The 19519-nt window shown below is 45.9% G+C and carries 19 protein-coding genes and 1 tRNA gene; 14 read left to right on the top strand and 6 right to left on the bottom strand.

What is annotated here, in order from left to right:
• Positions 1-12: 12 nt before the first annotated feature.
• Positions 13-2709, bottom strand: coding sequence for a heavy metal translocating P-type ATPase (locus tag ITG12_RS07350; protein ID WP_248873912.1), 2697 nt, complete (start codon positions 2707-2709; stop codon positions 13-15).
• 473 nt (positions 2710-3182) lie between these two features.
• Here ITG12_RS07350 and chiP point away from each other — a divergent pair, with 473 nt between their 5' ends.
• The 5 genes from chiP to ITG12_RS07325 all read left to right on the top strand — a co-directional run bounded on the left by chiP (position 3183) and on the right by ITG12_RS07325 (position 8951).
• Positions 3183-4304, top strand: coding sequence for a chitoporin (gene chiP, locus ITG12_RS07345; protein ID WP_038872845.1), 1122 nt, complete (start codon positions 3183-3185; stop codon positions 4302-4304).
• Positions 4305-4427: 123 nt separating this feature from the next.
• On the top strand, positions 4428-5024 hold the full coding sequence (locus tag ITG12_RS07340) for a DUF2057 domain-containing protein (protein WP_038872848.1): 597 nt from the start codon (positions 4428-4430) through the stop codon (positions 5022-5024).
• A gap of 226 nt (positions 5025-5250) precedes the next feature.
• Positions 5251-6678 (top strand): glutamate--tRNA ligase, encoded by a 1428-nt coding sequence (gene gltX / locus ITG12_RS07335; protein WP_248873911.1) that lies wholly within the window; start codon positions 5251-5253, stop codon positions 6676-6678.
• A 605-nt stretch (positions 6679-7283) separates the two neighbouring features.
• Positions 7284-8240 (top strand): OmpA family protein, encoded by a 957-nt coding sequence (locus ITG12_RS07330; RefSeq protein ID WP_038872851.1) that lies wholly within the window; start codon positions 7284-7286, stop codon positions 8238-8240.
• Between the two features lie 204 nt (positions 8241-8444).
• Positions 8445-8951, top strand: coding sequence for a hypothetical protein (locus ITG12_RS07325; protein ID WP_038872853.1), 507 nt, complete (start codon positions 8445-8447; stop codon positions 8949-8951).
• A 100-nt stretch (positions 8952-9051) separates the two neighbouring features.
• Here the strand turns inward: ITG12_RS07325 and ITG12_RS07320 are convergent.
• Both ITG12_RS07320 and ITG12_RS07315 read right to left on the bottom strand, forming a co-directional pair.
• Positions 9052-9128, bottom strand: a tRNA-Arg gene (locus tag ITG12_RS07320).
• A gap of 68 nt (positions 9129-9196) precedes the next feature.
• Complete coding sequence (locus ITG12_RS07315) at positions 9197-10330, bottom strand: flagellar assembly protein FlgT (RefSeq protein ID WP_038872856.1); 1134 nt, start codon at positions 10328-10330, stop codon at positions 9197-9199.
• 172 nt (positions 10331-10502) lie between these two features.
• On the opposite strand from ITG12_RS07315, the gene ITG12_RS07310 reads away from it, so the two are divergent.
• Together ITG12_RS07310 and flgP are read left to right on the top strand one after the other, a co-directional pair.
• Positions 10503-11141, top strand: coding sequence for a FlgO family outer membrane protein (locus ITG12_RS07310; protein WP_038872858.1), 639 nt, complete (start codon positions 10503-10505; stop codon positions 11139-11141).
• Between the two features lie 9 nt (positions 11142-11150).
• Positions 11151-11582 (top strand): flagellar assembly lipoprotein FlgP, encoded by a 432-nt coding sequence (gene flgP / locus ITG12_RS07305; protein WP_038872861.1) that lies wholly within the window; start codon positions 11151-11153, stop codon positions 11580-11582.
• Between the two features lie 168 nt (positions 11583-11750).
• Here the strand turns inward: flgP and flgN are convergent, their stop codons facing one another.
• From flgN to flgA, 3 genes are all read right to left on the bottom strand, one after another.
• The gene (gene flgN / locus ITG12_RS07300) at positions 11751-12176 is read right to left on the bottom strand and encodes a flagellar export chaperone FlgN (protein WP_039975361.1); all 426 of its coding nucleotides are present in this window, start codon (positions 12174-12176) and stop codon (positions 11751-11753) included.
• A 26-nt stretch (positions 12177-12202) separates the two neighbouring features.
• The gene (gene flgM / locus ITG12_RS07295) at positions 12203-12517 is read right to left on the bottom strand and encodes a flagellar biosynthesis anti-sigma factor FlgM (RefSeq protein WP_248873910.1); all 315 of its coding nucleotides are present in this window, start codon (positions 12515-12517) and stop codon (positions 12203-12205) included.
• Between the two features lie 115 nt (positions 12518-12632).
• Positions 12633-13379, bottom strand: coding sequence for a flagellar basal body P-ring formation chaperone FlgA (flgA, locus tag ITG12_RS07290; protein WP_039975359.1), 747 nt, complete (start codon positions 13377-13379; stop codon positions 12633-12635).
• Between the two features lie 76 nt (positions 13380-13455).
• On the opposite strand from flgA, the gene ITG12_RS07285 reads away from it, so the two are divergent.
• The 7 genes from ITG12_RS07285 to ITG12_RS07255 all read left to right on the top strand — a co-directional run bounded on the left by ITG12_RS07285 (position 13456) and on the right by ITG12_RS07255 (position 19508).
• Positions 13456-14382, top strand: coding sequence for a chemotaxis protein CheV (locus tag ITG12_RS07285; RefSeq protein ID WP_038872871.1), 927 nt, complete (start codon positions 13456-13458; stop codon positions 14380-14382).
• An 11-nt stretch (positions 14383-14393) separates the two neighbouring features.
• The gene (locus ITG12_RS07280) at positions 14394-15221 is read left to right on the top strand and encodes a protein-glutamate O-methyltransferase (RefSeq protein ID WP_038872874.1); all 828 of its coding nucleotides are present in this window, start codon (positions 14394-14396) and stop codon (positions 15219-15221) included.
• Between the two features lie 340 nt (positions 15222-15561).
• Entirely contained in the window at positions 15562-15957 is a 396-nt protein-coding gene (gene flgB, locus ITG12_RS07275; RefSeq protein WP_038872877.1) for a flagellar basal body rod protein FlgB, read from the top strand.
• 5 nt (positions 15958-15962) lie between these two features.
• A complete protein-coding gene (gene flgC / locus ITG12_RS07270) occupies positions 15963-16376 on the top strand; it encodes a flagellar basal body rod protein FlgC (RefSeq protein ID WP_038872880.1) in 414 nt (137 codons plus the stop codon).
• Between the two features lie 17 nt (positions 16377-16393).
• Positions 16394-17104 (top strand): flagellar hook assembly protein FlgD, encoded by a 711-nt coding sequence (gene flgD, locus ITG12_RS07265; protein WP_038872887.1) that lies wholly within the window; start codon positions 16394-16396, stop codon positions 17102-17104.
• Positions 17105-17136: 32 nt separating this feature from the next.
• Positions 17137-18450 (top strand): flagellar hook protein FlgE, encoded by a 1314-nt coding sequence (gene flgE / locus ITG12_RS07260; protein WP_009705674.1) that lies wholly within the window; start codon positions 17137-17139, stop codon positions 18448-18450.
• A 308-nt stretch (positions 18451-18758) separates the two neighbouring features.
• Positions 18759-19508: a flagellar basal body rod protein FlgF gene (locus tag ITG12_RS07255; protein WP_038879788.1), complete on the top strand. Its 750-nt coding sequence runs from the start codon at positions 18759-18761 to the stop codon at positions 19506-19508.
• Positions 19509-19519: the final 11 nt, after the last annotated feature.

Genomic DNA, 19519 nt, shown 5'->3' with positions numbered 1-19519 from the left:
AAGAAGTGTCGCTTACTTAATGGTAAACAGTCGTAGTCGATTTGCATTACTGACGACCGTGATTGAAGACAGTGCCATCGCTGCACCAGCAACGACAGGACTGAGCAAAAATCCAAACGCTGGGTAAAGTACGCCTGCGGCGATAGGAATACCCAACGAGTTATAAATAAAGGCGCCGAACAAGTTTTGTTTCATGTTCTTAAGTGTTGCGCGAGAGAGTTCAATCGCATGCACAACGGCCATTGGTGATGTATTGAGAATGGTCATTTGTGAGCTTTCGATTGCCACGTCACTGCCACTTCCCATTGCGACACCAAGATCCGCCAACGCAAGGGCTGGTGCGTCATTGATGCCATCACCGATCATCGCCACTGTGCGGCCTTGAGATTGCAATAATTCAATATGCTGCGCTTTCTCGTCGGGCATCACTTGAGCGATGACTTCATCAATGCCGAGCTCTTTACCTATGGCATTGGCGACGTGTTGGTTGTCGCCTGTGAGCATAACTGTTTTTATGCCCTGCGATTTTAATGCAGACACTGCTTGTTTGGCATCAGATTTAATTGGATCAGCGATGGCAATTAAACCAATCAGTTCGTTGTTCAGAGCCACTGCCACTGGTGTCCAAGCGTTGTTTGCACAATCTTCAATCGCTTGCTTCATCGAGCTGGTATCAATCTGCTCGTTTTGCATGAATTGCAATGAGCCAATGAGTAGCGATTGTGCTTGGTAAGTCGCAGTAATGCCACGGCCACGAATGTTCTCGAATGCGCTCAACTCAATATTTTCAGTATTGTTCTTTCTCGCGTAATCACACACGGCTTTTGCCAACGGGTGCTCCGATTGACGTTCTGCCGCGTATGCTAGAGCTAGCAAGTGCTCTTGGCTGGTGGCGTGAGTAAACACTTGCTGCACACTCGGTTTACCTTGAGTAAGCGTGCCAGTTTTATCGAATACGACGGTGTCGATTTTGCTCGCCAACTGCAGTGCGTCAGCGTCTTTGATCAGAATGCCGAGCTCTGCGGCTTTACCGACACCAACGGTAACCGATAATGGCGTTGCTAAGCCTAGCGCACAAGGGCAGGCGATGATCAGTACGGTGGTCGTTACTACAAGCATGTAGCTGGCTTTAGGTTCTGGACCTACGGCAAACCAAACCAAAGCGGCAAGGATTGCGATGCCGACCACGACCGGTACAAATACCGATGAAATCTGGTCCGCTAATTTGGCAATGGCAGGCTTGCTGCTTTGCGCTGTGCGTACCATGCGAATGATTCGAGCCAGCATGGTGTTCGCGCCGATGCCCGTTGCTTCAATGATTAATCCACCATCTGTGTTCAGTGTACCGGCAGACACTTGTGCATCTTGCGCTTTTAACACTGGTACTGGTTCACCGGTTAGCATCGACTCATCAATGTACGATTCACCTTGTATCACAACGCCATCTACTGGCACTTTCTCGCCCGGTTTGATGCGCAGTTTCATGCCTAGCGTGATTTGCTCAACTGCGATCTGTTGATCACCTTGTTCTGTCATCACCGTCGCTTGTTGAGGTTGCAGGTTAATCAGAGCTTGCAATGAGCGTGTTGTGTTTGCTTTGGCTTTTGCCTCTATGTAGTGACCAAGAGAAATTAAGCCGATGATCATTGCGCTCGCTTCAAAGTACACATGGCGTGAAGCAAGAGGGAACCAGTCTGGGAAAATCACCACAAGCATTGAATAGAACCACGCCGCACCAGTACCTAGCGCGACTAACGTATCCATGGTGGCGCGTTTGTGAGTGGCTGCTAACCATGCGTTAGTAAAGAAGTGCTTACCCGCAGTTGCAAGCAGTAAGAGACACAGAATACCAATCGCGCCCCAAGCCAACTGGTCGTTCGTGTTGCGAATCACCATGTTGCCGCCAAATACCCCCCACAACATCAGTGGCGCACCGACAACTAAGCCAGCTATTGCATCAAGCTTGAAGCGTTTTTGTTGGGCAAGTTGCTGAGCTGCTTGCTTTTCTTGTTGGGTTGCTGCGTCTTGCAAGATCTCTGCTTGGTAACCGGCTTGCTTTACGGATTCAACGATCGCTTGGTGAAGGGCTTCTGTATCTTGAGTGGCGAACACTAATGCACTTTGCTCAGCAAGGTTTACTTGTGCTTTCTCAATGCCTTCTACGTTAGTAAGTGCTTTCTCTACTGAAGAGACGCAACTCGCACACGTCATGCCTTGAATCAGCATTTGCAATTGAATACTCGCTGCTGGCACCTGCGCATCTTTAATATTGCTTTGCTTGTCTGCTTGTTCAGTCTCTGGTGAACTTTCTTCTTCTACTTCAATAGAATCAGGGCTGGTGGTGTAGCCGAGAGTCGCCACAAGATCGATCACTTTCTGCTCTGATAGTAGGGTCGAGATATCGAGTTGGGTTGTCGACGCTTGAAATGCAATGATGTCTTGGTTTGCTTCTAACAAAGAAGAGAGTTTCTTCACGCAGCCGCCGCAGCTCAATCCAGCTAGATGGAACTGAAATTGATGACCAGCGTGATAACCCAAGGATTCGATCGATTCAACAATAGAAGAAAGAGGGGACTCGGTTTTCACCTCAACCATGGTCGGGGACAAATTGATGATCTCAACACTGTGATTAGCATGTAAAGCTTTCTCAACTTTTCTAGCACAGCCCATGCAGTTAAGCCCTGACATCGGTACAACGAACTGATACATAATTTGTCCTCAAGAATAGTAATGTTCAGAGGATAAACCTTCCTGCAAGGGGAAGGTCAAGCATTTCGACGTGAAACAATTTCGTCAAAATCCCCCTACTTGCACCGTCAATGTACTGATATTGTTGCGAGTTATCTCAAAGTTTTTTCTCTCTGAATATAAAGTTCCGTTAAAACGCCTAAAAGTGAGGTGAGGTTGCTCACGAATTTCGAGCTTTTTATATAAAAAGCAAGTGACTCTGGATGCTTTTGACGTTTTTATATTTTTATTTGTCATTTTAAGTCGTTGTTATTAATTGGTTTATATTGTTTTTGATCTTCTCATTTTGAAGTTGCTCAGATTGCCGTGGGGAAAGTTTTTTACTGCGAAAAAAGTTTGTCATATTTGCTCCGTCCAAACACAGATTCAAGTTCCTGCAATGTCCTAGTTAGCGAATTTGAAAATGGAAAAAACTAAAAATATAGGGGTTAAAAATGTCTTACCTAAAGAAAAGCCTACTTGCTACTGCAATCACAGGCATGATGTTCAGTGGTTCAGCTTTTGCTGATGGTGCAAACAGTGATGCAGCGAAAGAGTACCTAACTAAAGACTCTTTCTCATATGAAGTGTACGGTATTATCGCGATGCAGGCCGCGTACCGCGATTACGATTCTGGTAGCAAAGCAACTGACGATGACTTGGGCGGCATGCAGCTAAACAACGAATCACGTATCGGCTTCCGTGGTAAAAAGCAATTCGCTAACTTTGAACCAACGTTCATTTGGCAAATCGAAGGTGGCTACGTAGACCCAAGCTTTGGTGGTGAAGGCGCAGGTCTTGGTGAGCGTGACACATTCGTAGGTTTTGAAAGCGCTTCTTGGGGTCAAGTTCGTCTAGGTCGCGTTCTTACGCCAATGTACGAGTTGGTTGACTGGCCAGCATCTAACCCAGGTCTAGGTGATGTTTACGACTGGGGTGGTGCAATCGGTGGTGCTAAGTACCAAGACCGTCAATCAAACACTATCCGTTGGGATTCTCCAATGTACGCTGACAAGTTCTCTATCGACGCAGCAGTGGGTGCTGGTGATAAAGCGGGTCTAGGTGAAGGTGACGATTACTGGGGCGGCATCGCGGCTCACTACAAGTTAGGTCCACTACAATTGGATGCTGCTTACGAAGGTAACCGTAACATCGAAGGTGAAAGTCAAACTTGGGAAAACAACACGTACCTACTAGGTGTTCAAGGTTGGTTTGACAACGGTATCTCTTTCTTCGCTCAATACAAATACATGGAAGCTGATGCAAGCAACGGTGTAAGCGAGAAGCAAGATGCAATGTCTGCAGGTCTAATGTACACAACAGGTGATTGGCAGTACAAACTGGGTTACGCAGCAAACTTCGACCTAGAACGTGACGGTAAGACAATCGATAACACAGCGGATGATGTACTATCAGCACAGATCATGTACTTCGTAGACCCATCTGCAGTACTTTACGCTCGTGCACGTACGCTAGACTTCGGTGACGGTGCGTCTCAAGTAGACGATGACACTAAAGCACGTTGGAAGTCAGCTGACTACGACGAGTTCTCTGTAGGTGTTGAATACTACTTCTAATATAGAAGCAGCTAAAAGGGCGGAAACGCCCTTTTTGTATTGATACTTATTCACATAAGTCATTGGAATTACTGGCCTGTTGATTTCAGTGACTTATCTAAATTGGTATAAGACGAGAAAACCATGATGAAAAAAACAACCACACTATTAGGACTTTGCGCACTTATTTCTGCGCCTGCATTTGCTGCTCAACTGACTCTGCAAGCGGAATTGGTTCCTCGCGTTCTCAACAGTGAGTTCGTCTACCCTGAGTGGATCTCTGACAACAACAGCATCAAAGTAGAAGACGGTGCAAACCAACTGGCCGTGAACGTGGGCCAAATTGTTTTTGAAGATGGTAAGCGTCGTAAGTTTGATTCACAGCCTCTTTTACTTGAGTTCGATGCACCGAAAGATGCAGAGCTAACGCTGACATACAATAAGTTCCGCACTATTGAAGAAGCCAAAGCATTTGAAATGGATCCGAAACTGACGCTGAAAGACGTAAGCGGTAAAGATGTTGAGTTTTCAATGGTTCAACTTCGCAAAGGCGGCCTACAAGGGTTCCGCGACTATGAACGTGAAGTGGCTGATTACAACAAAGCAATGAACAAGCAATCGACGAAAGCAAGCATCGCGGCGTCTCCGGCTGTCACTAAGACATTGAAAGAGTCCTTCAGTGATCTAAGCCGTCAAGAGCAACAAGAATTCATGCAGTGGGCGATGCAGAATCTAAAATAATCGGCATTCGTAACTTTCTTTTGCGATAGCTCTTCTGTTGTTCCAAGCGTTTTGTCGCTATAAATAAGAGGGCAGTACCTTAATCGGTGCTGCCCTGTTTGTATTTCTGGCGTTAAACCACACGGAAGGATTGTAGAATCGACCTACGATGGTAAAATGTCGCCACTTTTATCCTTGATATTACAACGAGAGCCCTCTCGTTGCTCATTACCCCTAAGGAACTCTGATGACGGTTAAAACTCGTTTTGCTCCTAGCCCAACTGGCTACCTACACGTTGGTGGTGCGCGTACTGCACTTTACTCTTGGCTATATGCTAAAAACCAAGGTGGTGAATTCGTTCTACGTATCGAAGATACTGACCTTGAGCGTAACTCTCAGGAAGCGGTTGATGCGATCCTAGAAGGCATGGAATGGCTAGGTCTTGAGTGGAACGAAGGTCCTTACTTCCAAACTCAACGTTTTGATCGTTACAACGAGATGGTTGATAAGCTTCTAGAAGAAGACAAAGCATACAAATGTTACGCATCTAAAGAGCTGCTAGATGAAGTTCGCGCAGAGCAAGAAGCAAACAAAGAAATGCCTCGTTACGATGCTAACCATCCAAAAATCAAAGCGGCAAACGAAGCGGCAAAAGATGGCGATCCATGTGTTATCCGTTTCCGTAACCCGAAAGAAGGCAGCGTAGTATTTGATGATCAAATCCGTGGCCGTATCGAAATCAGCAACACACAAATGGATGATCTGATCATCCGTCGTACTGACGGTTCGCCAACGTACAACTTCTGTGTAGTGGTTGACGACTGGGATATGGGCATCACTCACGTAGTGCGCGGTGAAGACCACATCAACAACACGCCTCGTCAGATCAACATCTACGAAGCGCTAGGTGCGCCAGTACCAACATTCGCACACTGTGCAATGATCCTAGGTGATGACGGTGCGAAACTGTCTAAGCGTCACGGCGCTGTATCGGTAATGCAATACCGCGATATGGGTTACCTACCTGCAGCACTAAACAACTACCTAGTGCGTCTTGGTTGGTCTCATGGTGATCAAGAGATCTTCACTCAAGAAGAGATGATCAACCTATTTAGCCTAAACGCAGTATCTAAGTCAGCGTCTGCATTCAACACTGACAAACTGCAATGGTTGAACAACCACTACATCAAGAACTCAGATCCAGCGTACGTTGCACAGCACCTACAATGGCACCTAGATCAACAAAAACTAGACGTAACAAACGGCCCAGCTATCACTGAAGTGATCAAGCTAGTGGGTGAGCGTTGCAACACGCTAGTTGAGCTAGCTGAGCAAATCCGTTACTTCTACGAAGACTTCGCTGAGTTTGAAGCGGGCGCGGCGAAGAAACACCTACGCGGCGTGGCTAAAGAGCCTCTAGAGCTTGCTCTAGCGAAAGCAGAAGCACTGACTGAGTGGACGACAGCGAACATCAAAGATGGCGTTATCGCAGCAGTATGTGAAGAGCTAGAAATCGGCATGGGCAAAATCGGTATGCCACTACGCGTTGCAGTCACAGGTGGCGGTCAGTCTCCTTCTGTAGACGTAGTAATGGAACTGATTGGCAAAGAACGCTGCGTTGCTCGCATCAAGATGGCGCTTGAGTTCATCGCTGAGCGTGAAGCAAACGCATAATTGCTTGAATAATTAGTCGAAAAGCCGCGGTAAATACCGCGGCTTTTTTGTATCTGCCACCAGGGAAACAGCAAATTTCCTGAAATACCGCCTGAATTACTGAACTTTTTCTCATCAGATTGCTCAAAAGTTGATAAGTTTTACTAATCCAAATATAGCTGTTGTGAATGCTAATTGAGTAGTTTCATGCGAAATATCTCTCTGAAATAAAAACACTATCCTCAAAGTTCCTTAAATATCGTCTCATTTATGAGAAGTTAATTTGCTTTACCTCTACTATTTTGAAATTTCACGCAAACGTTTGCGTCATTGCTGTGGCTCACTTTATGGTGCGCCAGATCACACTAAATCATGCTTTTCGATGACACTAAATTGACAGTTTTGGGATTTGTCTCGGGATTTCTTAGGGTTATAGTGCTCGCCGTCAGTGAGGCACGCTTATGCATCATTGAGCAGGAGACATACCCAAGTGACTTTTATGCAAATGAGCGGAAGTTATTTCGGTATCAAACTCAAAGGAACTGAATAAAAGAATTGAAATACAACGTCAGTCAGGCGGCGCATTTCGTTAACGAACAAGAGAACTTCTTTTAGAGGAATCAATAATGAAAAAACTAGCAGCGGTAATTTCAGCTTCTTTACTTATGGCTTCAGCAGCGCACGCAGAAGTATACGTGGGCGGTAAGATGGGTAAGTCTTGGATGGACGACGCTTGTGTAGCTGGTCAAGCTTGTGACAAAGATGGCTCTACTCTAGGTGCTTTTGTTGGTTACGAAATGAATGACTACTTCTCAGTAGAAGCTGGCTTCGACAACCTAGGTGACTTCGACCAAACTTCTTTCGGTGGCCACGTAGAAGCAATTACACTTGCTCCTAAGTTCAGCCTACCAATCACAGAAGACATCGCACTTTACGGTAAAGTGGGTGGTGCTTACCTAATGATGAACGATGGTAAAGACGATTACTCTTACCTAGGTGCAGCTGGTGTTGAATTCAACGTCAGCGAAAACGTAACAGCACGTGCGGAATACCAAACAATCACTGACATCAACAACGATTCTGTGAAAGCAATGGGTAACTCTGCAACGCTAGGTGTTGCATTCAAGTTTGGCGGTAACGACGAAGTTGTTGTTGAAGAAGAGCCAATCGTTGAAGAAGTGGTTGTTGAAGAAGTTGCTCCAGTTGTAGTAACTAAGACTTTTGAAACTCAAACTATCGGTACAGGTAGCTTTGCACTAAACAGCACAACTCTAAAACCAGAGAGCGCTGCAAAACTAGACGAGCTAGTAGCATTCCTAAACGAGTACCCACAAGCGAACGTTGACGTAATTGGTTACACAGACACTTCAGGCCCAGCAGCTTACAACCAAAAAGTTTCTGAGAAACGTGCTGAATCTGTAGCAAACGCGCTAGTAGAAAAAGGTATCGATGCTTCACGTATCCACGCTCGCGGTGAAGGTGAAAACAACCCAATCGCTTCAAACGAGACTCGTGAAGGTCGTGAACAAAACCGTCGCGTAGAAGTTGTTGTTCCTGAGTTTGAATACCAAGTTCAGCAATAAGCTCCTATCTGACCGTTAGAAGCATAAACGCTGAATGCCCCAAAGAGTTCGCTCTTTGGGGCTTTTTTATATCTATTGCGCTCATCTTAGATGTATTACAAAAGAATCAACGTCTATGCTATTTACAGTTTTGTATTTTATTACTTTAATTATGTATGAGTTTTGCTTACCCTTTGGCTATTAATAGAATTATTAGTTAGCACTATGTCTAAGAGCAATTTAATAACAAACACTGGACACCGCTTTATTTCGAAAGGCAAAACAGCCTTTAAGATCCACATCCACACACCGGAAGATACGGTATTGCACCGCTCCGTGGGTTTCGTTCGCATTGGAGAAAAGAAAGGCCTTAAGAAGGCCATCAAACTGCGTAACGAGCTCGGGCGTGAAATGTGGGGCAAGTTTTGGCGTCGTCTATTGAAAGACCCGTACCTGATGACAAGGCTGCCACACAGCGTTGAGCCTAAGATTGTCCATAAACCCAACCCAACGTTGGAAGATCCGAACAATCGAGACACTTGTTACATTGCCAAGTGGCGTGAGTTCGACGAGGAAGGGCAGTACAAGTACAAAACGGTGGTTCGATCCATCAACAAGTACGGAAAACTTGCTGCCTATATGCAGACGAAAAAAGCGTTGTTGGATGCACACAAAGATAACCTTGAGATCTTAACCTTCATGGGGCGCCTAAACAGCATTGATCTTAAGTAAGCGGTTTTTCACTGGTGTCGTCGACATCGTTCGAAATGATTTGCCTATACTGCGGGCATAAAAAAGCCTTAGCTTGAATGCAATAAGCTAAGGCGATGAATGGCGCCCCCAGTAGGATTCGAACCTACGACCTGTCCCTTAGGAGGGGACTGCGCTATCCAGCTGTGCCATGGGGGCGTAATCAAATAAGATGCGTTACCTATGATATTCAAAAGTAAGCATATCGCAAAGCCTTATACGCGTTGCTAAAGCATCTTGTTCATTACGTCGCCAATTTGAACACTAGAGGCAAGGTTTGGTTGTTCGATCGTCAGTTCCGCTTCGTGCTCATAGACTCGAGTTACCCTTAGGGTTATTTCGCTCTGAGAGACCTTATTACGTGGCAAACCGTTTTGGTCTATGAATGACGCCGTGTGCCACAATTGCAGCTGGTCACCCTCTTGTACGCCGTGCATGCGGCCAAGATCCATGGTGACTGTGTTGCCAAATACCGCGACCACTTCTGGTAGGGTAATTTTACAAGACAGTTCCGATTCCAAATCCAACATAATATTACGGCTCACGCGCAGCATCATTTCACCGTAGGTGGATGCCCAGAAGCGTGCACTGCGTGTATCGACTTGGCTGGTTTTTGCAAATGGCCAGCGAGCCACTTCACGGTAATTTTTGTGGTAGACCTCATGGCCAGTTTTACCATCAAAAACTTTCATCTCCAGTGCAAACTGACGATTGATTACGTCGTCTTTCAATAATTTTGCATCAATGGTTGCGGTTAAATCTGTTACTACACCACCAATGATGTATTGCGCGCCGTTGTCTTGCGCGATCATTTTGGTTCGTTCTGGGTAATTTGCGCTGATCGAATAATCGGTGGTGCCAACAGAAACAAAGCTGCGTGACGTTTGATCCAATTGACGATTCACAACATGGCTGAAATCGTCGCCGACATTGTAGATCTGGCCCATGACCGCCTGTTGGGGTGACGCGACATCAATGTTACCCACCAGAACGGTTTTCTTGTATTGATCCACGTGGCAACCCGTTGCCGATGGATAAATGTCCACACGGATGCGCATTTCCATCTTGCCGCTGCGTTTACGCTCTGACTCCACCAAGATGTAACGCACTTCATGGTTAGTGAATTGGTACTCTTTGCGGCTTTCTTCTAATAGCGGCATCAAATTACTGATGCTGCCAATGTCTGCGCCCGAAAAGTTGACGGCTTTGAAGAGGGCGTCTTCCAATGCGTGCAGCCTTGCCGCTTCATCTGAAGAGACGATCGTGGCAACGCCTGTCACTTCATACCAAGATGCTGCCGCTCGAAATGGCGTCATCAATATGAAAGTGATTGATATTAGGCTAAAAAATAATTTTTTCATTGTTTGTAACCGTTCGGGTATAAATATTGCTTTACCAATTTCAGTGAAGTTTGGTGGCTTTTTCTTAGTTAGACAAACAGAAGAAAAGCAAAGACTGTTCCAAGATCACGCTTCTTCGTAAACGAAGTGATGAAAGAGCAGTAACACCTAAGATTATCTGGAGAATCAAACCATGAAAAGATGGCTTGTCGCCGCATCGATGATGACGCTTTTGACATCGTGCGCGTACTCACCAATTTACAATGGTAAAGAACCGTATTCTGGCAGTCAGTTTATGCTGATGGACAGTCCTCGTCATACGATGGACTTTTTCATTGAGAGCATGACGGAAGAGTTAATGGTTTCGAATGTTGCAGTATCGTCGCGTACACCGATTGCGATTACCTCTTTTGTCGATCTGCAAAGCATGGATGCCACTAACTGGCTGGGCAATTCGGTATCGGAAGGGTTTATCCATCAGTTCCAGCGCCGTGGCTTCAAAGTTGTGGATTTTAAAACAACGGGCAATATCCAAGTTACACAGCAAGGTGACTTTGCTCTAAGCCGTGATTGGCAAGACCTTGCACAAGCACAAGAGATTCAATACGTGCTGACCGGTACGATGTTGCGTCAAGAGGGCGGCGTCCTAGTCAACGCTCGTGTAGTTGGAATGCAAAGCCGTATCGTAGTGGCGACAGCGCAAGGCTTCTTGCCTGCGGACCGTATTGGTCGTGATTTGGATACGCTTAACAGTATTCGCACTCAAGATGGCGTGCTGATTCGCTCCGACCCAACTATTCGTCAGCCATACACAGTGATTCTCCGCCCGTAGGACATTAGCATGAAGAAGTTATTATTTATTATTGCGACATTGGTGCTGGTGGGGTGTCAACCATTGCAGCAGATGCGCCAAGATGAGATTTTAGTGGCGGTAGGTTATGCCAGCGTAAGCGAGCAAACAGGCCGAACCGTTGAAGAAAGACGCGTTCGTGCCATGCGTGCGTCAAAGATTGATGCTTACCGTGAGTTAGCAGAACAAGTGTATGGTATGCGTGTTAGCGGCCGTGCAGAGCTTGCTGATCAGCGTCTGGGTGTGGAAAGTACCACTGGCGCTGTTGATGGCGTTATCCGTGGTGCAGAAGTCGTGCGCAGTTACTTGGTTGAAGACAGTTACGTGACAGAGCTTCGCCTAGATATCCGTAAAATGGATAAGCTGCGAGATTACGGAGAAGTACAACAAGTTCCTGAGAAGCGTCAGCAGACCTTGTTCTAATTCGACCTAGCTTTACTCAACAGATAATTTTTCTTAAGCGGCTGATTGGCAACAATGAGTCGCTTTTTTGTTGGCGTTTTATTGCGAAGTCGTGTGAGTAGAAAATACCCTCAGTGGGAATGTTCTGGTGAGCGTGGAGCGAATGCCAAAGAGTAAGGGTGAGGAAATCTACGCTTTAATGTTGGTTCCGAGAGTAGAAATCGTATGGGTTTTACCGCCAGCATTGTAAGTCATGCCGATCTTACCGTGGGTATGCTGAAGCATGTTGTTAAGTTTGTTGAAACTCAGTTGAGCACGGTTGAGTGATTCACCGTTCATTTGGTTTACTTGCTGACAATCGAGGACGATGGATTGGATTTGAGCCACTAGCTGACTTAGGTTTTCGTCTTCAGTAAGTTGATTGACGTGCGGGTGAGAGGCGATTCGCTGGTCAGTGGTTCTTAGTTGACCAATGAGTGTCATTTTTTCTTTGGCGAGTTTTTCGATCTCAACAGAGACACGAGCAGTGATGGCTTGTGTTTCTTGACGCAGTACACCAGAAAGTGCTTTCGCATTTTCTAGCTGGAAATTTACAAGATCGACTAATGCTGCCATGAATACTTACCTTGGGCCTAAGTCAGTTAGCTTTTGCCTTGCAATTCGTTTTCAAACTTAATCATATTGTCCGCCAGTTTTTCTGGGTCGACTTTGTATGAACCGTTTGCGATTGCTTCTTTAATTGCCGCTACTTTTGCGCTGTCATAAGCCGGAGAAGCTGCCATATCCTTTTGGAGTTTGCTGACTGCTTTGCCTTGTTGGCTTAGTGATACCGCGTCTTGCTGTGCTGGCGCTTTTTTCGATTCCGTTGTGCTGTTTGCACTAGAATCTGTACGTGCAGGTGCGCGACTGGTTGTCGTCATCATCTGTCCTGAACGTATATTGTCTATACCTGCCATATATCAACCTTAAACTCGTATCGTAATACTGGTATCCAGACTATCGACCAAGTACCAAATAACTTTAGTGCTTTTTTGCATTTTTATTGATCGATTTGCCGTACACCAGCCAACCTTAGAAGGTGATGGTGATTTCCGCAATGCCTGTCACAATTCCTTCTATTATACGTTGGGACTTATCATTTTTCACTCTTACTTGATCGCCAGAAGATCCATCTTGCAATGCGGTGCCTTGCGTGGTGATGGTCATACCTGATTTTACTGCTCTGATCGTCACTTTCTCATTACGGCAAACCACGCACACGTCATTGCGCTCGACCACATCACCTAGGCGTACATTGCGCTTGAGTTTTGAGCCGATCACTTGCTCAATATTGGTGAAACCGTCTTTGCGAAAACGCTGTAACTCGATCATTGAAGTGGTTACGTCAGAAGCACTGATGATCTCTCCTCGACCTAACTGGCGGGTAGAAACGATCATTGGAACTGAAGCCGAGATCCTTACCGGAACGTAGACCTTCCAATTGTCTGCGGGGCATTCAACCAAAACGTTAATATTGCTGCGTGTGCTACTGGTTGAGGATGCAGATGTATCAAGGGGCTCTGGGCAATCGGTGGCTTTGATACGTGGATCAATATTTGCCGCATTGACGGACAAATTTCCTCCCGCTGGTTGCTCTACCGTGCTAAGAATGTGCTGCTCGGCGGCGGTTCGGATTTGCTCAAGTTGGTTTTCCGTTGCCGAATGCACAAAAAAGCTAAACATACTGAGCAAGATGCCGATAGACTTAGCGTACTTTGTAAATAACGCTCTACATATTGTCATAGTCAATGGTGTCGAATTCATATTATGATACGCCATACTGTTTCTCTGGTATTATGCCTACCAGTGGTAGAGTATCATTTAAAATCAAAAAGTTTGAGATGGAGATGAGCATATGACGGGGATTCTTGATTCGGTGAATCAGCGTACGCAACTCGTTGGCCAAAACCGATTAGAATTACTGACTTTTCGGTTGATGGGGCGACAGCGTTACGGCATTAACGTATTCAAAGTAAAAGAAGTACTACAGTGCCCTAAGCTGACTTCAATGCCAAATCTACACCCTTTGGTGAAAGGTGTCGCTCATATCCGTGGCCATACTGTGTCAGTGATTGATTTAAGTCTGGCAATCGGTGGCCGCCCAACCACAGATATTGATAAATGTTTTGTTGTTATCGCAGAATTCAACCGTACCATCCAAGCGTTTTTGGTGTCGTCGGTTGAGCGCATTATTAACATGCATTGGGAAGCGATTCTGCCGCCACCTGATGGTGCAGGCAAAGCGCATTACCTAACTGCGGTAACGAACATTGATAACGAATTGGTAGAAATCCTAGACGTAGAAAAGATCTTAGCTGAGATTGCGCCAGTGGATGAAACCATGGATTCAGCTATCGGTGAAGAAATTGCCGTTGCTGAGCAAGCGAAGCCAATTGTTCGTCGTATTTTGATTGCGGATGACTCAACCGTTGCTCGTAAACAAGTTGAGCGAGCAATTACTTCGATTGGATTTGAAGTTGTCTCTGTGAAAGATGGTAAAGAAGCGTACAATAAGCTGCTTGAAATGGCACAAGAAGGAAGCATCTACGATCAGATTTCGTTGGTGATCTCCGACATTGAAATGCCAGAAATGGATGGTTACACGCTAACCGCCGAGATTCGCAGAAATGCAGATTTGAAGAACCTTTATGTTATCCTCCACTCCTCATTGAGTGGCGTCTTCAACCAAGCCATGGTTGAGCGCGTGGGTGCAAACACCTTCATTGCGAAATTTAACCCAGATGAATTGGGTAACGCGGTTAAATCTGCATTAACACAATAAAAGAGACATTAATGACTGCTATTACAATCAGTGATCAAGAGTATCGTGACTTTAGCCGTTTTCTAGAATCACAGTGTGGCATCGTATTAGGTGACAGTAAGCAATACCTAGTGCGCAGCCGACTGAGCCCGCTTGTGACTAAATTCAAGCTTGCTTCGTTGTCTGATTTGCTCCGTGATGTCGTAACTGGTCGCAACCGTGAACTGCGAGTTGCCGCTGTGGATGCGATGACGACTAACGAAACATTGTGGTTCCGAGATACTTATCCGTTCACGGTATTAGCTGACAAATTGTTGCCGGAGATGGCGGCAAATAAACGACCAATTAAAATTTGGTCAGCTGCTAGCTCGTCGGGTCAAGAACCTTACTCAATGGCAATGACCATCTTGGAAACGCAGCAGCGTAAACCGGGTCTATTGCCGAGCGTGTCGATCACCGCGACGGATATCTCAGCAAGTATGTTGGATATGTGCCGAGCGGGTGTATACGACAACCTAGCATTGGGCCGTGGCCTTTCTCCTGAGCGTCGTCGTACCTTCTTTGAAGATGCTGGCGATGGCCGTATGAAAGTTAAAGACAACGTGAAACGCTTGGTAAACTTTCGTCCACAAAACTTGATGGAAAGCTATGCGCTGATGGGCAAGTTCGACATTATTTTCTGTCGTAACGTGTTGATTTACTTCTCTCCAGAGATGAAGTCTAAAGTGCTGAACCAGATGGCAAACAGCTTAAACCCTGGTGGCTACCTGTTGTTGGGTGCTTCGGAATCGCTCACTGGTTTGACCGACAAATTTGAAATGGTGCGCTGTAATCCAGGTATTATTTACAAATTAAAGTAGCGGTAAGCTAAAATAGCGGACTCTTTTTAAAACAATGAAGCCTGACCTTGTGTCAGGCTTTTCTTTTTGTTCCTTTCCATCCCACCATTTCCTTACTCTTTCTGCGTTTCTCCTCGCTAAAGATCTGGCCGTTTTTGCCTGCAATGTACCAAAGGGTGTATATTTTTTAGAGGGTCGAGTTGATTACTCGATTCTATATGACACTCCATCAATCACTTTGGCTTGCTTATTGCAATCCATTACGTCGGTAACAAAAATGGCAAAACGGCATGTTCTATTTTTGGCACGCTAATTGCTTTTTAGTTATCAATAACGGTCAGTTCTTAATGTAGAGGCAAACATGGCTATATCTTTTGACAATGCACTAGGCATCCACCAATACACGGTGGGCGTACGTGAGCGCAACGCGGAGGTGATTTCCACCAACATCGCGCAAGCCAACACGCCTGGTTATAAATCAAGAGGTTTAGATTTTGCTAAGGAATTGCAGGCGGCAAGTTCTGGGGCAAGCATTGGTCTTAGCCGTACAGATGGTCGGCACATTCCTGCCACTACAACGTTGGTCGGGGACAAGCTATATCGTCTTCCTACACAACCTGATACGGGCGATGGCAATACGGTGGATTTGGATTTAGAGCGTAACTTATTTATGCAAAACCAAATCAGACACCAGGCATCACTCGACTTTCTAGGCAGTAAATTCAAGAACTTAACCAAAGCAATCAAAGGGGAATAATTTAGATGAGCTTATTTAACGTTTTCAATGTGACAGGTTCCGCAATGAGCGCTGAGTCCGTTCGTCTGAATACTACCTCAAGCAACTTGGCGAACGCCGACAGTGTCAGCAGCTCTGCGAAAGACACTTACAAAGCGCGTCATGCTGTGTTTGGTGCGGAGTTAAGTAACGCCATGCGTGGCGGTGATACGGTGCCAGTGAAGGTGATGGGTATTGTAGAAAGCGATAAACCGCTTAGTGCGGAGTACAACCCAGACCATCCTCTTGCAAACGATGAAGGCTACATCTACAAGCCTAACGTAAATGTAATGGAAGAAATGGCAAACATGATCTCGGCTTCTCGTGCATACCAAACCAATGTGCAAGTCGCGGATTCTAGTAAACAAATGCTGCTGCGTACGCTGCAGATGGGTCAATAAGGATAAGGGGGTAGCGTATGGCCGGAATTAACAACGTTGGTCAAAGCGGCTTGTCCTATATCGACCAGCTTAAAAGTCTACAAGAGAGCAACAAGAAGACGGAAGAGAGCACTGGTAAGCAAGACCTGAAACAGGAAGACTTCTTATCTTTGCTCACGAAGCAATTGTCGCAACAGGACCCTTTTAAGCCGGTAAGTAATGACCAGATGATTGCGCAAATGGCGTCATTTGCGACCGTAGATGGTATTGGCAAGATGAACTCTCAGTTCGAGAGCTTAAACTCGTCAATGACATCAAACCAAGCGTTACAAGCTTCCTCTTTGGTAGGTCGTGACGTATTGGTCCCAGGTGCGGCGGGTGTGAAGCAAGACAATGCTGCAATGGCGGCAATGGTTAAGCTGGCACAACCAATCGACAACCTGTTTGTTCGAGTGGAAAACGAAGCGGGCCAATTGGTGCGTACTTTTGAGGTAGGTGCGAAACCAGCCGGTGACACTCGTGTACTTTGGGACGGTAATGATGAAAACGGTAATCCATTGCCTGCTGGTAAATACAATGTGAAAGCGTCTGGCTTGGTAGAAGGGGAGTCGCAAGAGTTCCCGGTGTCTACTTATGCGAACGTGAACAGTGTATTGCTAGGCAAGGGTGACGGAAACGTATTACTCAATCTGGCTGGTTTTGAATCGCCAGTTCGACTTGCAGAAGTATTGGAAGTCGGCAAAGCGTAATTCGATAACAGGTCAGGTTAGGAGATTTTGGAATGTCATATGTATCTTTAAGCGGTTTGTCCTCCGCTCAACTGGATTTGAACACCACCAGTAACAACATTGCGAACGCCAACACGTACGGCTTTAAAGAGTCTCGTGCGGAATTCAGCGATGTGTACTCGAACTCTTTGTTCACCAACGCAAAAACCACTCCGGGTGGCGGTGCGCAAGCGAACCAAGTGGCGCAACAGTTCCACGAAGGTTCAAGCATTTACACCAATAACCCAATGGATTTACGTGTGTCGGGTACGGGCTTCTTCGCGGTAGCGAAAGATCGCCTTATCCCTCAACAAAATGAAATGACACGTAACGGTGCATTCCATTTGAACAAAGAAAACTACATGGTAACGGCGAACGATGAGTTCCTACTTGGTTACCAAGTAAACCCAGAGTCTGGTGAGGTATCGTCTTACGAGCCACAACCAATCAATATTCCTGCAGAGTTTGGTAAGCCAAAGCAAACAGCGAACATTGAAGTGGGTGTGAACTTACCGGCTAACGGTGATTTGAAAGATCCAACTCAGTTTGATTTCTCAGATCCAGATACATATAACCGTTCAACGTCTTCGACGATTTACGATTCAATGGGTCAGTCTTACAAGCTAACTACTTACTACTTGAAAGACCAAACTCAGCCGAACACGTGGCAAACTTACTACACAGTAACGGACAAGGGCGGTGAGAAGCCATTGAACGTTGCTAACGGTGATGCGGCAACACCAACGGGTCACGTTGGTCACACGATGAAGTTCAACAACGATGGTACGCTGGCAAGTTTGAACAACGGTCAGCCAATCACATCGGTAGCGTTGGGCGATCCTGCGACAAACACCAACCCAGTGGATTTAAACGGTGCCGATCCTGCGCAAACACTTAACTTTGGTTTAGGCTCAGCGACTCAGTTTGCTGCACCATTCGAGCTGACAAAGTTCGATGAAGATGGCGCAACAACGGGCTTCCTAACTAAAGTAGACTTCGACGAAAACGGTAGCGTATTGGGTACTTACTCAAACGGTGAAAACGTAACATTGGGTCGTGTGGCGCTAGTACGTGTTCCTAACGAGCAAGGTCTGGATAAGAAAGGCGGCACTCAGTGGGATTCAACACAGTTCTCTGGTGATAAAATCTGGGGCGAATCAAACAAAGGCTCTTTCGGTACCATCAACAACGGTATGCTGGAACAGTCAAACATTGATATGACTCAGGAGCTGGTGGATCTTATTTCTGCTCAGCGTAACTTCCAAGCAAACTCACGTGCGCTAGAAGTACATAACCAACTGCAACAAAATATCCTACAGATCCGCTAGTACACTAGCCTGATAATCTGTTTGATCAAGCGCTGCGAGCCACGGCCGTTACCGCTTGGTAACATCATGACATTCATCTGATGCCTAATCTGAATAAACCTCAATTCAGGTTGGGCATGCTTTGATCTCTTACTTGCCGCTGTTGCCGCTTTGTGGATCACAATCTTGCCTCTCTTGCGACTTATTCCTTCATTATCCCCTTTTTAAATATCTCGTTTTATATTCAAGCTTTTGATTAATAACATTAATTTGATATTGGCATAACTCTTGCTTTTTACTCCTTGTACAGAGAATTTTTGGAGTAAATTATGGATCGCGCACTGTTTCTCGCAATGAGCGGCGCCAAGCAAAATATGCAGGCCCTGCAATTGCGTGCCAACAACTTGGCAAACGTAAGTACAACTGGCTTTCGTGCTGACTTAGCACAAGCACGTTCCATGCAAGCTTATGGTGAAGGTCTCCCTACACGCGTATTCAGCATGACAGAACGCCCAGGGCATAACTTTGCCCAAGGCAGTGTGATTACTACGGGTCGCGATCTTGATATTACGGTAGAGGGCAATGGTTGGATTTCCGTTATGGACCAAACCGGTAAAGAAGGTTTGACGCGTAACGGCAACCTAAAAGTTGATCAAAATGGCTTGCTAACGAATGCAAGCGGTCATGTGATTTTGGGCGAAAACGATGCGCCAATCACCTTGCCAATCCCAGTATCCAAAATCGAAATCGGTCGTGACGGCACCATCTCTGTACTGCCTCAAGGTGCGCCGGCTGAAGAATTAGAAGTGGTTGATCGTATCAAGCTTGTGCGCACGGACGATCAAAACTTGTTTAAAGATACCAATGGCTTATTCCGCCATAAAACTCCAAACCAGCCTTACGAAGCAGACGGCTCTATCAGCATCCAAACTGGTGCAATTGAAGGTAGTAACGTGAATGCCGTAGGTGAAATGACCGCTCTGATTGACCTTCAACGTCAGTTTGAAATGCAGGTCAAAATGATGAGCACCGCTGAAGAGATGGACAAATCTTCAGATTCATTGCTTCGTATGAGTTAACAGAGTTAGAG

Origin of the sequence: Vibrio sp. ED002 (assembly GCF_023277445.1) — a bacterium.
Lineage (GTDB): Bacteria > Pseudomonadota > Gammaproteobacteria > Enterobacterales > Vibrionaceae > Vibrio > Vibrio jasicida.
The sequence above is the reverse complement of the archived record's forward strand: the minus strand, read 5'-3'. Positions and strand labels throughout refer to the sequence as shown.